The organism is Neobacillus terrae (assembly GCF_011393025.1).
Classification (GTDB): Bacteria; Bacillota; Bacilli; order Bacillales; family Cytobacillaceae; genus Neobacillus_A; species Neobacillus_A terrae.
In genome coordinates, this window is sequence record NZ_JAAOEO010000003.1 from 310,247 (window position 1) to 324,260 (window position 14,014).

12 protein-coding genes are annotated in these 14,014 nt (G+C 40.3%); 4 read left to right on the top strand and 8 right to left on the bottom strand.

What is annotated here, in order from left to right; all coding sequences use genetic code 11:
- Positions 1-2 precede the first annotated feature (2 nt).
- A complete protein-coding gene (locus G8761_RS06090; protein WP_166024670.1) occupies positions 3-746 on the top strand; it encodes an amino acid ABC transporter ATP-binding protein in 744 nt (247 codons plus the stop codon).
- Positions 747-836: 90 nt separating this feature from the next.
- On the opposite strand, the gene G8761_RS06095 is transcribed toward G8761_RS06090, so the two are convergent.
- The 6 genes from G8761_RS06095 to G8761_RS06120 all read right to left on the bottom strand — a co-directional run bounded on the left by G8761_RS06095 (position 837) and on the right by G8761_RS06120 (position 7,021).
- Entirely contained in the window at positions 837-1,544 is a 708-nt protein-coding gene (locus G8761_RS06095; protein ID WP_166024672.1) for an ABC transporter ATP-binding protein, read from the bottom strand.
- A complete protein-coding gene (locus tag G8761_RS06100; RefSeq protein WP_166024673.1) occupies positions 1,544-2,323 on the bottom strand; it encodes an ABC transporter ATP-binding protein in 780 nt (259 codons plus the stop codon). Before G8761_RS06100 ends, G8761_RS06095 begins: the two co-directional genes overlap by 1 nt.
- The gene (locus tag G8761_RS06105) at positions 2,298-3,272 is read right to left on the bottom strand and encodes a branched-chain amino acid ABC transporter permease (RefSeq protein WP_166024675.1); all 975 of its coding nucleotides are present in this window, start codon (positions 3,270-3,272) and stop codon (positions 2,298-2,300) included. Before G8761_RS06105 ends, G8761_RS06100 begins: the two co-directional genes overlap by 26 nt.
- Positions 3,273-3,284: 12 nt before the next feature.
- A complete protein-coding gene (locus tag G8761_RS06110; RefSeq protein WP_166024677.1) occupies positions 3,285-4,163 on the bottom strand; it encodes a branched-chain amino acid ABC transporter permease in 879 nt (292 codons plus the stop codon).
- A gap of 87 nt (positions 4,164-4,250) precedes the next feature.
- On the bottom strand, positions 4,251-5,417 hold the full coding sequence (locus G8761_RS06115) for an ABC transporter substrate-binding protein (protein WP_166024679.1): 1,167 nt from the start codon (positions 5,415-5,417) through the stop codon (positions 4,251-4,253).
- A gap of 392 nt (positions 5,418-5,809) precedes the next feature.
- Positions 5,810-7,021 (bottom strand): MFS transporter, encoded by a 1,212-nt coding sequence (locus G8761_RS06120; protein WP_166024681.1) that lies wholly within the window; start codon positions 7,019-7,021, stop codon positions 5,810-5,812.
- 282 nt (positions 7,022-7,303) lie between these two features.
- Between G8761_RS06120 and G8761_RS06125 the strand changes: the two genes are divergently transcribed.
- The 3 genes from G8761_RS06125 to G8761_RS06135 all read left to right on the top strand — a co-directional run bounded on the left by G8761_RS06125 (position 7,304) and on the right by G8761_RS06135 (position 11,133).
- Positions 7,304-7,648: a DUF485 domain-containing protein gene (locus tag G8761_RS06125; protein ID WP_166024683.1), complete on the top strand. Its 345-nt coding sequence runs from the start codon at positions 7,304-7,306 to the stop codon at positions 7,646-7,648.
- 2 nt (positions 7,649-7,650) lie between these two features.
- Positions 7,651-9,177, top strand: coding sequence for a solute symporter family protein (locus G8761_RS06130; protein WP_166024685.1), 1,527 nt, complete (start codon positions 7,651-7,653; stop codon positions 9,175-9,177).
- Between the two features lie 309 nt (positions 9,178-9,486).
- A complete protein-coding gene (locus tag G8761_RS06135; protein WP_166024687.1) occupies positions 9,487-11,133 on the top strand; it encodes a M4 family metallopeptidase in 1,647 nt (548 codons plus the stop codon).
- Positions 11,134-11,184: 51 nt separating this feature from the next.
- On the opposite strand, the gene G8761_RS06140 is transcribed toward G8761_RS06135, so the two are convergent.
- Positions 11,185-12,465: an MFS transporter gene (locus tag G8761_RS06140; RefSeq protein WP_166024689.1), complete on the bottom strand. Its 1,281-nt coding sequence runs from the start codon at positions 12,463-12,465 to the stop codon at positions 11,185-11,187.
- A gap of 113 nt (positions 12,466-12,578) precedes the next feature.
- The gene (locus G8761_RS06145; protein ID WP_166024691.1) at positions 12,579-13,796 is read right to left on the bottom strand and encodes a MerR family transcriptional regulator; all 1,218 of its coding nucleotides are present in this window, start codon (positions 13,794-13,796) and stop codon (positions 12,579-12,581) included.
- Between the last annotated feature and the right edge of the window lie 218 nt (positions 13,797-14,014).

The window sequence follows — 14,014 nt, forward strand, 5'->3', positions numbered from 1 at the left end:
AAATGACCACAAGAGAAATGATAAAAATTGAAAATTTAAATAAATCATTTGGTGATTTGCATGTTTTAAAAAATATCAATTTGGAAGTCTTTGAAAGTGATGTTGTTTGCCTTATTGGAGCCAGCGGATCCGGAAAAAGCACACTCCTCCGCTGCCTTAACTTTTTGGAAAAAAAGGATAATGGTAACATTATCATTGAAGGGGAAGAGATTACCCGAAGTACGCATGATATTAATGAAATTCGCCAAAAGGTTGGAATGGTATTTCAGCATTTTAATCTTTTTCCACATATGACTGTATTGGAAAATATCATTGAAGCACCTGTACATGTCAAAAAGGTTTCAAAACAGGAAGCAATAGAGGAAGCTAAGGTACTTCTGTCCAAGGTTGGACTGGGCGACAAGGCTGACGTTTATCCAAGTAAATTGTCCGGAGGCCAAAAACAGCGTGTGGCCATTGCCAGGGCTTTGGCAATGAAACCGGATATTATGTTGTTTGATGAACCCACATCCGCTCTTGACCCCGAGCTTGTAGGTGAAGTACTGGCAACAATGAAGGAACTGGCTGAGGATGGAATGACAATGGTTGTCGTTACCCATGAAATGGGCTTTGCCAGAGAGGTTGCGGATTGGATTATTTATATGAACGATGGCATGATTATTGAAAAAGGACATCCTGAGGAATTCTTTGAAAACCCTAAAGAAGAACGAACGAGGGAATTCCTAAGTACTACCCAGTTAAAATAAAACAAATACAAGGGCCGGAATCGCTTCCGGCCCTTGTATTTGTTTTAATATTGTATTGGATTATTGTTTATCTCATTCGCTGGGCAAATTTTAGTGCCCACCCAGGTAGGCATTTTTAATTTGGTCACTTTGATTGAGCTCATCAGGCGTACCGGAAAGAACAATTTTTCCCGTTTCAATAACATATGCTCTTGAAGCAATGGAAAGAGCCATATTGGCATTTTGTTCAACCAGGAGGATCGTTGTTCCGGTATTATTGATTTCCTCAATAATCCTAAAGATGGTTTTCACCAGCAAAGGTGCAAGACCCATGGACGGTTCATCAAGCAGAAGAAGGCGAGGGCGGGCCATCAAAGCCCTTCCCATTGCCAGCATTTGCTGTTCCCCGCCTGACAAGGTTCCGGACAGCTGCTTTCTGCGCTCATGAAGCCTTGGAAAAAGATCATAGACCTTCGAAAAGTCTTCGCGGATTCCCTGCTTGTCTTTCCTTAAATATGCTCCCAGCTCAAGGTTTTCCTCAACAGACATATTCGAGAAAACCCGGCGGCCTTCCGGAACGTGAGATATACCTTTTTTAACAATCGTCTGCGCTACCTTGCCGGAAATGGAATCTCCTTCAAAGATAATGTCGCCCTTCTTGGGTTTCGCCAATCCGGAAATGGTTTTTAACAGAGTGCTTTTACCCGCTCCATTGGCTCCAATCAGAGTAACAATTTCACCTTCATTTATTTCAAGAGAAACTCCCTTCAATGCCTGGATATTTCCATAATAAACGTTAATATCATTAATTTGCAGCATCATGAAACCTCCTCACCGAGGTATGCTTCGATTACTTTAGGGTTATTCCGAATTTCCTGCGGAGTGCCTTGAGCAATCAGCTGACCATGGTCTAAAACATAAATTCTTTCGCATACACCCATTACAAGGAGCATGTCATGTTCAATCAGGAGAACAGTAAGGGAAAATCTTTCCCGGATAAAAGAAATTAAATTCATAAGTTCGTGCGTTTCCTGAGGATTCATACCAGCAGCCGGCTCATCCAAAAGAAGCAGCTTCGGATTAGCAGCCAATGCCCTCGCAATCTCGAGGCGGCGCTGCTGTCCGTAAGGAAGGTTCTTTGCTTTTTCATGAAGGAAACCTTCAAGTTTAAAAATCTTTAGAAACTCAATTGCCTGTTCTTCCATTTCTTTTTCACCTGAGAAATGATGCGGCAGGCGGAATATGGAACTTAGGATTGAATGCTTTGCCCGAGAATGATAGGCAACTTTAACATTATCCAGAACGGACAGTTCTCCAAACAGGCGGATGTTCTGAAACGTTCGGCTAATACCTTTCCTCGTAATTTTAAATGGAGCAAGCCCATTTAGTTTATCTCCGTCTAATTCAATGCTTCCTTCAGTAGGAACATAAACACCAGTCAGCAGATTAAAAAAGGTAGTTTTACCTGCACCGTTCGGACCGATTAAACCAACCAGCTCCCCCTGCTTCAACTCTAAATTCACGTCGGAAACGGCCTGCAGTCCGCCAAACCGGATTCCTGCCTTTTCTACCTTAAGCAATAGTTTGTTTGTTGTCATTCGGCATTCCTCCTTTTCCAGTACCGCGATATTTAAAGAGTGAAGTAAGTTCCTTTGTGCCCATCAGTCCCTGAGGGCGGTAAAGCATCATAATAATCAGGACAAGACTGTAAATAATCATCCGGGTTTCCGAATAATCCTGAAGGAATGTTGAAATAATTGTGAGCAATATTGCGGCAATAACTGCACCAGACATACTTCCCAGGCCGCCAAGCACGACAAAGATTAAGATATCAAATGATTTTAAGAAGCCAAAGTTGGTTGGCTGGATAATGTAAAAGTTATGGGCATAAAGTGCTCCGGCAATGCCTGCAAAAAATGAGCCAATTACAAAGGCCGCTACTTTATAATAAGTCGTATTAATACCCATTGCGTCAGCGGCAATCTCATTTTCACGAATGGAGATACATGCACGGCCGTGTGTCGAATTCGTAAAGTTTGTAATAACCACTACAGTAAGAACGACACAAGCGACAAGCCATGGCCAGGTAGTTAAATGGCGAACCTGCATCCCACTGGCACCGCCAATATAATCGATGTTCAAAAAGGTTATCCGAACAATTTCACCAAAGCCTAAAGTGGCAATTGCCAGATAGTCTCCTTTTAGCCGAAGGCTCGGAATTCCGATGATAAGACCTGCAATTCCAGCCGCAATGCCGCCAGCGAGGATCGCTACCGGGAAAGGGAGGTCAAGCTTCATAGTCATAATGGCGGATGCATAGGCACCTACCGCCAGGAAGCCAGCGTGGCCTATCGAAAACTGGCCTGTGATTCCCATAATCAGATGGAGACTGGTTGCAAGAATAATATTAATCCCAATATAAAAAATCGTATTAACATAAAATGAGTTCAGCGTACCGCCAGAAATTAAAAATTGAATGAGCGCAGATAAAATGGCAACTACAACAATAGCTGTCCAAAAACCCTTTCCATGCGTAAGTTTTTTCATCGTCTCTCCCCCTTAAACCTTTTCCCTGACATTTTTGCCAAAGATACCTGAAGGGCGGAAAATCAAAATAAGAATAAGCACCACAAAGGCTGCTCCATCACGCCATAAAGAATATCCGCTCGCACTTACCAGCGATTCAATTACACCAAGCACCAGTCCGCCGACCATTGCACCAGGGATAATTCCTATTCCTCCAAGGACTGCCGCAACAAAGGCCTTAAGACCAGGGATAATTCCCATAAGCGGTTCGATTTTTGTATAGTACATTCCAAAAATAACGCCTGCAGCACCTGCAAGAGCAGATCCAATTGCAAACGTTGCAGAAATGGTATTATCAACGTTAATGCCCATGAGTCTTGCTGCATCCATATCATGAGAAACGGCACGCATTGCTTTGCCAATTTTCGTTTTATGAACAATAAACTGAAGCAGAATCATCAGCAATATGGAAATAGCTAAAATAAATAAGGACTGGCTGCTGATTTTTACACCAAAAAATTCAACATTTTTAAAAGGTAATAGCTTATCAGGATATGCTTCTGGCTGCGCTCCGCGTGCATAAATTGTTGTATATTCGATCAGCAGGGAAACACCAATAGCTGTAATTAAAGCCGCAATCCTGGTTGCGTTCCTTAGTGGTTTATAAGCAATCCTTTCGATTAAAACACCGAAAATGGCACAAACTGCCATACTTATCAGCAAAGCTGGAAAAAAGCCAAGATGAAAAATAGAAATTGAATAAAAGCCGACGAATGAACCTACCATAAATACATCGCCGTGAGCAAAGTTTATAAGTTTTACAATTCCATAAACCATGGTGTAACCTAATGCAATTAGTGCATATATACTGCCAAGAGAAATCCCGTTAACGAGCTGCTGTATCCATTCCATCTCTTCACACTCCTCCGAAAGGGCCTTCTTTTTATTAAAAAATGAATAGGGAGATACGACTGTTCTCCCTATTCATTTCTTATGAAATTAAGGATTTACCTTTGTTTTAAAGGTTTGTTCCCCGTTTACATATTCAAGAATAACCGCTGATTTAATTGGATCATGATTCTTATCAAGCTTTAACTTACCGGAAACAAGGCTCAGGCCATCAGTCTTGGCAAGTGCGTCTTTAATTTTTTCAGGGTCACTGCTCTTCGCACGTTTAATTGCATCTGCGATAAAGTAGCCTGAGTCATAACCGAGGGCACTAAATGCATCCGGTGATTTTCCATATTTCTTTTTGAACGCTGAAACGAATTCCTGAACCTTTTTATCCTTATCTCCTGAAGAATAGTGGTTAGTGATATAGGTATTTTTCAAAGCTTCTTTACCTGCAATGTCAACAAGCTTTGGAGAATCCCATCCATCTCCTCCCATGATAGGAACATCAAGACCAATCTCTCTTGCCTGCTTCACGATCAGACCAACCTCTTCATAGTAGCCAGGAAGGAAGATAAACTCCGGATTAGAAGCTTTGATTCTTGTTAAAGTGGCATGGAAGTCTGTATCCTTTTGAACGTATGCTTCCTGGGAAACAATTTTTCCGCCATTTTTCTTAAAAGATGTTTTAAACGCAGCGGCAAGGCCCTTTGCATAGTCACTTGAGCTGTCGATCAGAACTGCAGCTGATTTTACATTAAGCTCTTTTGAAGCAAAGTTTGCTGCTACAGTACCCTGGAATGGGTCGATAAAACAAGTTCTGAATACATAATCATTTACTTTTCCATCTTTATTAGTAATTGTGGGGTTAGTACCTGTTGGAGTAACAAGTACTACCTTATTATCATCCGCTACCTGCACCTGTGCCAATGTATTTGTACTTGTGGCAGCACCAACGATTGCTGCAACCTTATCCTGGCTGACAAGCTTGATGGCTGCGTTTGTTGCTTCAGCTGCGTCTGATTTATTGTCCACCTTTATAAGCTTCAGCTTCTTGCCATCAATTCCTTTTTTATTGATTTCATCCACGGCAAGCTGCAAGCCTTCAGATGCAGACTGTCCGTATGAAGCAACTCCGCCTGACAATTCAAGGTTCGCACCAATTTTGATAGTATCGCCGCCACCTCCGCCGCTAGCTGAAGAATTACAACCGGCCAATACACCCCCTGCAAGCGCTAATGACATTAACACCCCTGTTAACCTTTTTTTACTCATGGCTTTTCCCCCTATTTTTATTTTTTTGGGAATAAAACAATCCTAGTATTCTATCTAATCGGACTGTTTAAAATAAATATAATATTCTGAAAGTATTGTACATAATATTTACCTATTCGTCTAGTACTTTTCTAACATATTTTAATATAATTTGACCAAAGCTACTTTCTACTATACTTATATTGGAAAATTATCTTTCGAGAACCGAAAAATTATATAAGGAAACTAATCATGATGGAAAGCGATTGCACAAAATGTTTTTTTAATACGATGAGTATTTAATAATGGAGAATGGAACAATCTTGGTTCGTATCGATGAGATTTGTCCTCGAGACGCTGTTCATGACCAAATTAAAATAAGGAGATGCCTCGGCATCTCCTCACTTAACCAATTAGGCTTCAGCTAACTCTTGCTTTTTAGTTTCTCTTCCTAGAAAAACCACTGTTGCAGCTCCTACCAAAACAGCAGCACAAAAGATTAGGAAAATGGATGAAATATCGACTTTTTGTGTAACCATATAGCCTACAAGAAGAGGTCCAAGGATCCCGCCTACACGGCCAATGGCAGCCGCCATTCCGGCACCGCTTCCCCTAATGTTGGTTGGATACTGTTCCGGAGTGTATGCATATAGCGCTCCCCATGCTCCAAGATTAAAGAATGACAAGAAGATACCAGAGATCATTAACATTGCACTTGATTCTGCTGTTCCAAAGAAGTAAGCGCTCAAAGCCGTACCTATTAAATAAGTCACAAGAACAAACTTCCTGCCAAGCTTTTCAATAAACCAAGCAGCCGTAAAATAACCAGGCAATTGGGCCAATGTCATAATCAGTACATACTGAAAGCCTTTAATTAAGCTGAAGCCCTTCATGACCATAACGCTTGGAAGCCATAAAAACATTCCATAGTATGAGAACACGACACAGAACCATAGAATCCAGAGCATTAAGGTACGGCGGGCATATTCCCCTGACCATAGCTTCGAAATACTTTCTAATACAGTTACCTTATTTTTATTCTTTACTGCCGAAAAACGTGGTGAGTCCGGAAGCCCCATGCGAAGATATAACGCATAGATAGCAGGTACAGCACTTATGATCAAAGCTGTTTGCCAGCCGAATTTTGGAATGATGAAGTAGGAAATGAGGGCTGCAATCAGCCAGCCACCAGCCCAAAAGCTTTCTAGCAGAACAACAACACGGCCCCTTTTCTCAGCCGGTACACTTTCGGATACAAGTGTAGAAGCAACCGGAAGCTCTCCTCCAAGGCCGGCCCCAATAATAAAGCGAAAAACTAAAAAGATAGCAAGCGAAGAGGTGAAAGCAGCCGCTCCGCTTCCTATTGAAAATAATAATAATGTAAGAATAAAGACAGACTTTCGGCCAATTCTGTCGGCCATTACTCCAAAAACTAATGCCCCCACAGCCATGCCAATTGAATTTACGCTTCCTATCCATCCCATTTGTTCTGTCGACAAATTCCATTCAACCTTTAACGCTGCAATAATAAATGAAAGCATGCCGACATCCAGGGCATCAAACATCCAGCCTAAGCCCGCAATTCCAAGCAATCGGCGGTTGGAAATTTCGTTTTGTGTCTTCATAAGGAACCCCCTGCCAAATATATTTAGTTATTTTCTCTCATTTCTCAGTTAATATGTAGTAACTATACTATCATATCAGGTGTCTTTACACTTGTCATTATACTTATGCTCCACCTTAATATTTTTTTTAAAATGAACAGCCAAAAGCCGTTTCCCATAAAAAATCGTTTTGCCTGGTTGGATATCTGTCGAAAAATCGGTTAATTTCTAATTTTACAAACTTTTCAGATAAATATATAATGATGCTTGTAATTATTTTTATATTTTAAAGGAGGAACTATAATGGCAGTAAAAGAGGAATCCCTCAAAAACTCCATGTTTGAACCATCTCCGAGAGACTATACTGAAATTGTTAAGTCACAGCCGTTTCAAGAACTCTTAAAAGTTAAACGCGCATTCATCCTTCCGCTTACTTTATTCTTCCTGGTATTTTACTTCACATTACCTGTACTGACAGCCTACTCTACCGTATTAAATAAACCTGCATTTGGGCCTGTCAGCTGGGCATGGGTGTTTGGATTTGCACAGTTTATTATGACTTGGGCCTTATGTATTCTTTATACGAACAAGGCCGTCAAATTTGATAAATTAGTTGAAAAAGTTAAACAAACAGGAAGAGGGGTCTAACCATGAATAAATTAGCCTTTACCCTTTTTCTCCTAATTGTTGGACTAACCCTGGTTATCACTTATTTCGCCTCAAAGCGGACAAAAACGACTAGTGATTTTTATGCAGCTGATGGGAGCCTGACTGGATGGCAAAATGGCTGGGCTATCGCCGGTGATTATATGTCAGCTGCATCATTCCTCGGAATTGCAGGCATGATCGCCCTCTCCGGGTTTGATGGTTTCTTTTACAGCATCGGCTTTCTTGTAGCTTATCTGGTAGTACTCTATCTGGTAGCGGAACCTTTGCGGAACCTGGGGAAATACACGATGGCTGATATGATTGCAGCCCGCTTTAATGACAAAAAGGTTCGCGGAGTTGCGGCATTAAATACAATTGCAATATCTACCTTTTATATGATTGCCCAGCTGGTAGGCGCAGGTGCACTTATTAAATTACTGTTAGGAATCGATTATATTTATTCCGTTCTAATTGTTGGAACGCTAATGACCGTTTATGTGGTTTTTGGAGGAATGATGGCCACAAGCTGGGTTCAGATTGTCAAGGCTGTCCTTTTAATGGCAGGAACCTTCCTTATTTCTTTCATGGTTTTTGCGAAGTTTGATTTTAGCATTGCAAAAATGTTCACTGAAATGAAATCGGCAACTCCACTGGGAGCAGGTTTTCTCAATCCAGGCAATAAATTTACAAACCCGCTCGATACCATTTCGCTGAACCTTGCGCTTGTTCTCGGTACAGCAGGTCTTCCGCATATCCTGATTCGCTTCTTTACGGTTAAAGATGCCATTACAGCAAGAAAGTCAGTCGTTTATGCTACATGGATTATTGGAATCTTTTATATTATGACGATCTTCCTCGGCTTTGGGGCAGCCTCCTTTGTAGGATTTGATAATATTGTGGCAGCCAATCCAGCCGGCAATATGGCAGCGCCACTTCTCGCTAAGGCACTCGGCGGAGAATTCCTGTTTGCTTTTATCTCTGCAGTAGCCTTTGCAACCATCCTTGCGGTTGTAGCAGGACTTGTACTTTCAGCAGCATCGGCCTTTGCCCATGATTTTTACAGCCATATTTTAAAAAGAGGAAATGTAACAGAAAAACAGCAAATAGTAGCTGCTCGCTGGGCCTCTATTGGTGTTGCTGTCCTCTCGATTCTTCTTGCACTTTTCGCTCAGAAGATGAATGTGGCCTTCCTGGTTTCTCTGGCCTTTGCCGTGGCTGCCAGTGCAAACCTGCCTATTATTCTATTAACGATTTTCTGGAAGCGCTTTAACACCTCCGGGGCTGTTACTGGTATGGTTGTTGGTCTTGCCAGTTCTCTTATTCTTGTAGCGATTGGCCCTAATATCTGGGCTGAGGAAGCCGGAAAGGCGATTCTTGTTGGAAAGCCATTATTCAATCTTGCTAATCCAGGTATTGTTTCCATACCACTGGGCTTTATCGGAGCGTTTATGGGTACCCTCCTCTCACGCGAAAAAGTCAATGAAGAAAAATTCAATGAAATACTTGTTAAAGCGAATACTGGAATGTAACATTTAAAATCAATCTCAAAATAGGCTGCCACCTGGCAGCCTATTAATTTTTTACTATGATTCACTTCTGGGTTCACTTATTGATAAAGACCTAAACGGCAGATCATCCATCCCCACAATAGTCCCGAGAACTATTTTGAAATTTTCCCAACAAGAACCTTTATACCTATTTTTCGGTCCCAATACGCAACTTTAGAACCTTATTTTGGTAAATGTTTATTTTTTGTTGGAAATTTTCTGAATATACTGTTATAAATAATTAAGTTTTATATTTTTAAGAATCAAACCCAAAATTAAGGAGGAATTTTATTGAAGAAAAAAGCTGTTTCTATTACTCTATCGGCAGGTTTAATTTTAAGCGGAATGGCTGGTGCAAGTGCATTTGCCAGCACTTCAAAAGCCAATGAAACCAAGCAATTCAGCAAGGTAACGGGCACACCTGATTTTGTAGCCGGCAAGCTTACAAGTGCTTCAGCAAAATCTCCAAAGGATGTTATCCTGGAATACCTTGAAAATCACAAACAGGAATACAAGCTTGGAAGCCAATCTGCCTATAATTCTTTCAAAGTAAAATCGGAGGAAGCCGATCCGCTTGGCGGTAAGATTGTCCGCCTGCAGCAGGTATTTGAAGGAGTTCCTGTCTGGAATTCAACTCAGGCTGCACGTGTTGATTCTTCTGGTGTTCTTCAGGCAGTCAGCGGGACGGTTGCTCCTGACCTTGATAAAAAAGGCTTAAAAAACCTATTGAAAAATAAGTCTGCAAACGAAGCGATCAAAATTTCGGAAAACGATTTGGGATTCAAGCCTCAATATGAGCAAAATCCAACTTCAGAGCTTGTTGTCTATACTACAGGGGATAAAGCCGTTTACGCTTACCATGTAAACCTTAATTTCCTAAGCCCGTCACCAGGCAATTATAATTATTTTATTAATGCAGAAAATGGCGCAGTCATTGATAAGTTTAATTCAATTGATACTGCTGTAAGCAAACCGCCGGCATCTTTACCCGGTACAAACACAACTGGCACAGGAATTGGTGTGCTTGGAGATACCAAGTCTATCAAAACTCTGCTATCAAGCGGTTACTATTATCTTCAGGATAATACGCGAGGACAGGGAATCCTGACTTATGATGGAAAAAACCGTTCAATCCTTCCCGGTACCCAGTGGAAGGACGCCGACAATAATTTGAATGCGGCATATGATAAGCCAGCTGTCGATGCACATTATTACGCAGGTGTCACCTATGATTATTATAAGGCAACCTTTAATAGAAATTCATTTGACAATAATGGTGCGGCCTTAAAGTCAACCGTTCACTATTCAAGAAACTATAATAATGCCTTCTGGAACGGATCTCAAATGGTATATGGAGATGGGGATGGCGTCACCTTTATTCCATTATCTGGCGGACTCGACGTTATCGGACATGAGCTTACACATGCCGTGACAGAAAGAAGCTCAAATCTAACCTACTCAAATGAATCCGGTGCCCTTAATGAAGCTATTTCCGATATTTTCGGAACTTTAGTAGAATTCTATGATAACCGCAACCCGGACTTTGAAATTGGTGAAGATATTTACACACCTGGAACTCCAAATGATGCACTACGATCCATGAGCGATCCAACCAAGTATGGTGATCCTGACAACTATGCAAACCGTTATACTGGCACATCTGATAACGGCGGAGTTCATACCAACAGCGGAATCATCAATAAAGCTGCCTACCTGATCAGCCAGGGCGGAACTGCTTACGGAGTCACTGTTACAGGAATCGGAAATGCTAAGCTGGGAGCTATCTTCTACCGTGCCAATACTACTTATTTTACGTCTTCAACAAACTTCAGCCAGGCCCGCGCTGGATTGGTTCAGGCAGCTAAGGATCTTTATGGTGCTACTTCTGCTGAAGTAACAACTGTAAATAATGCCTTTGATGCGGTTGGAGTTAAATAAAAATTTTTTACCAAAAAAGGAAGCTGGGAACTATCCCGACTTCCTTTTTCTTTATTTATTAAGATCAAACTCAAGCTTCTTCCCAGTCCTAATATTAAGAAGGAAAAACAAGGCCCCACCGGCTATTGGCATAACATATGAAGGAATATGGCTTAAAAGCATTCCTGCAGTAAGCATAGCCAGAGGAAGCATGGTCTTCCCTATGCTGATTCCAATACTGAGCACCCTCCCCCTATACTCATCTGGAATCATTTTTTGCATGTAATAGGCAATAGGAATATCTATAAAGGCAATTATCACCCCAAAGATAAACATTACCAGACAAAAGTACCCGACAATGACCTGATGATTTAAATAATAGTCCTTAATCAAAACAGGAATACCGATTAAGACCATTGCTCCAGCTAAAAAAATGCAAAGGCGGTATAAAAGGACTGAGTAATTTAATGTTTCAGTGATTCTTTTTACCGCTAATGCCCCGGCAATCATTCCCAAAGGAAAAGCTGCTTCAATAATTCCAAATTGCTTAGGGCTCAGGCTCAGAACTGTATTCACCATATAAGGGAGCGGAACGGTAAGAGCAAAGCCAAGAAAAAAGTTAATTGAAATCAAGACTTTAAATAGCTGGATCATGTTTTTCTGGTTTTTTAAATAAATGAATCCATCCTTTATATCAGCGAAAAATTGAACTTTTACCCTTTCCTTCTTAAGGTCCATGTTCTCCTGGTAAAGGCTAAAATCAATAAACCCGGCTGATATGGCCGAAAGAATAAATGAAACAGAATTAAATAATATAAATAACCTTATATCAAAAATAGCGAAGACTATACCGCCCAGCATTGGTCCTGCAATGGTTGCAATGGAATCAATAATTCTGCTGGCCGAATTTATATTCATTAATCTGTCCCCGGAAACCATGTTTGGTTTCGCCGCCTCAAGCCCTACTCCATAAAAGGTTGTGAAAACAGTCAGACAAAAGGTCGCTGCATAAATGAAATAAAGATGAAGCTCATATATCATACTTAAACCATATACCAGGGCCAGCAATAGACCATTTAATGCATCCATCGAAAGAACAAGTCTTTTTTTATTAAATTTATCCGCAATAACACCGGCAAAAGGATTAATCAGAATCATGGGAATGACCCCCAGCATAAGGGTGATGGCAAAGCTTAAAGCAGATCCGGTTATTTTGAGTACATAAAGGCTGAGCGCGAAATTATAAATGGACGTACCAACAATTGAGATCGTTTTTCCTGCTGAAAATAGGTATAGATTTCTTTTTTCTATTTGTTCCTTAGGATTGCTTGCATTCATTGCTACTGCCTGCATATAAAAACCTCCGGCTTCTTTATTACCCTTATGGTATTCAATTGGCTAAAGCCAACGGCAATAGCTAATTTCATTAAATTTCAATATAAAAAAAGAAAAAGATAGGGCTGACCCTACCTTTTTCCAAATATGGCGTATGAAAAGATTTCTTCCCCTTCAACAAAAAAGTTCTCAAACCTTCCGCCTTTATCAACCAAACCAGATTTTCTTTCATCAAACATTTTATAACCCAGCTCTTTAACCTTTTCCTTCACCTTTTCAGTCATAAAATTTTCCCGAAATGCTTCTTTAATTTTACTTTTATGGCTGAAGTTTTTAAAAACTAAATAGGAAGCCATTAAATAAGCATCCTTTTTAATTAAATGGTCTATATCCTTAAGTAAAAAGCTTGTATGCTCGAAGCTGTAGTTGCTAGTTCCTGCATGGTCGATAAGCAAATCAGCGATACCGTCTTTTAAGGGGAGATTTAAAAAGTCCGAACAAATAAACAGGATATTTCTTTTTAATCCTGACCTTTCCAGCAGGCCTTTTAAATACAAATGGCGGGGAAAGCTGCGATCCACTGCAATATAAAGGCAGTTTTCCGGTAAATCCCGCAGGATATTGCGAAGGAAAAAACCAACGCCAGAACCAAGCTCAAGAAGTATCTTATTATCAAGCTCCAATTTTTCCATCTTCCTCTTCGACCACTCGAGGCCGAGATGTAGGTTTTCCAGATAACCCTGGTCTGTTTCAAGGATATATTCTGTTATATTGTTATCCTCCAGCATCCCTGCAGTATGCTCCACGGCACCTTCTGCCATCAACATTCCAGATGAAATGGTGTAAGAATGTCCACAATCACATTCAAGTCTGCCTTCCATAACCTGGTTTCGGCTGATACTGCCATTCTGAAGTGTAAGCGGGCTGCTGCATTTCGAACAAGTTAGTAAATCAAGGACCTTTAAATCAACTCCCATTGCAGAGCTTGAATCAGATTTCTTCGTCTTTAATTGATCTAATTTCTGTTTTAGTTTTTCCCTCGAATTTACTAAATCCTTTATCTCTTCATCCAGCTTTTTTAATTTATCTAAATAAATCATTTTATAATAATGGTCTGCTTCGTAATCTGTTAACCGCCCAAAATTTTTATAAAAAAAGATCTTTTTAATCTCATTTAAACTAAAGTCCATTCCTTTTAATTCAAGGATATTATCTAAATTCATCTGACAGCGGGAATCAAAATCATATTGGCCTCCTTTTTTCTCTGGAACAATAAGACCAAAATCCATGTAATGCCGAATTGTATCGATACTTAAACGATTGGTTTCAGCAAACTTACCAATTTTCACAACACCACCGCCCGTTTTCCACAAATAGGTAAATATGTAATATATAAGATAACTCGTCATATTTCAGAATTATTTGTGATATGATTCAACTATATATGAAACAATTTCAAATAAAAAGATAATAGTATTTTTTTTAGTGAGAGATACATGTATTGCCGAGAATACGGACATCAAACGAATGGAGAGTTTTGTGAAAATTGTGGTCTCCGGCCGGATAA

Coding starts and splice junctions, on each gene's coding strand:
- G8761_RS06090 (WP_166024670.1), top strand. CDS start 3: ATGACCACAAGAGAAATGATAAAAATTGAAAATTTAAATAAATCATTT.
- G8761_RS06095 (WP_166024672.1), bottom strand. CDS start 1,544: ATGCTGCAAATTAATGATATTAACGTTTATTATGGAAATATCCAGGCA.
- G8761_RS06100 (WP_166024673.1), bottom strand. CDS start 2,323: ATGACAACAAACAAACTATTGCTTAAGGTAGAAAAGGCAGGAATCCGG.
- G8761_RS06105 (WP_166024675.1), bottom strand. CDS start 3,272: ATGAAAAAACTTACGCATGGAAAGGGTTTTTGGACAGCTATTGTTGTA.
- G8761_RS06110 (WP_166024677.1), bottom strand. CDS start 4,163: ATGGAATGGATACAGCAGCTCGTTAACGGGATTTCTCTTGGCAGTATA.
- G8761_RS06115 (WP_166024679.1), bottom strand. CDS start 5,417: ATGAGTAAAAAAAGGTTAACAGGGGTGTTAATGTCATTAGCGCTTGCA.
- G8761_RS06120 (WP_166024681.1), bottom strand. CDS start 7,021: ATGAAGACACAAAACGAAATTTCCAACCGCCGATTGCTTGGAATTGCG.
- G8761_RS06125 (WP_166024683.1), top strand. CDS start 7,304: ATGGCAGTAAAAGAGGAATCCCTCAAAAACTCCATGTTTGAACCATCT.
- G8761_RS06130 (WP_166024685.1), top strand. CDS start 7,651: ATGAATAAATTAGCCTTTACCCTTTTTCTCCTAATTGTTGGACTAACC.
- G8761_RS06140 (WP_166024689.1), bottom strand. CDS start 12,465: ATGCAGGCAGTAGCAATGAATGCAAGCAATCCTAAGGAACAAATAGAA.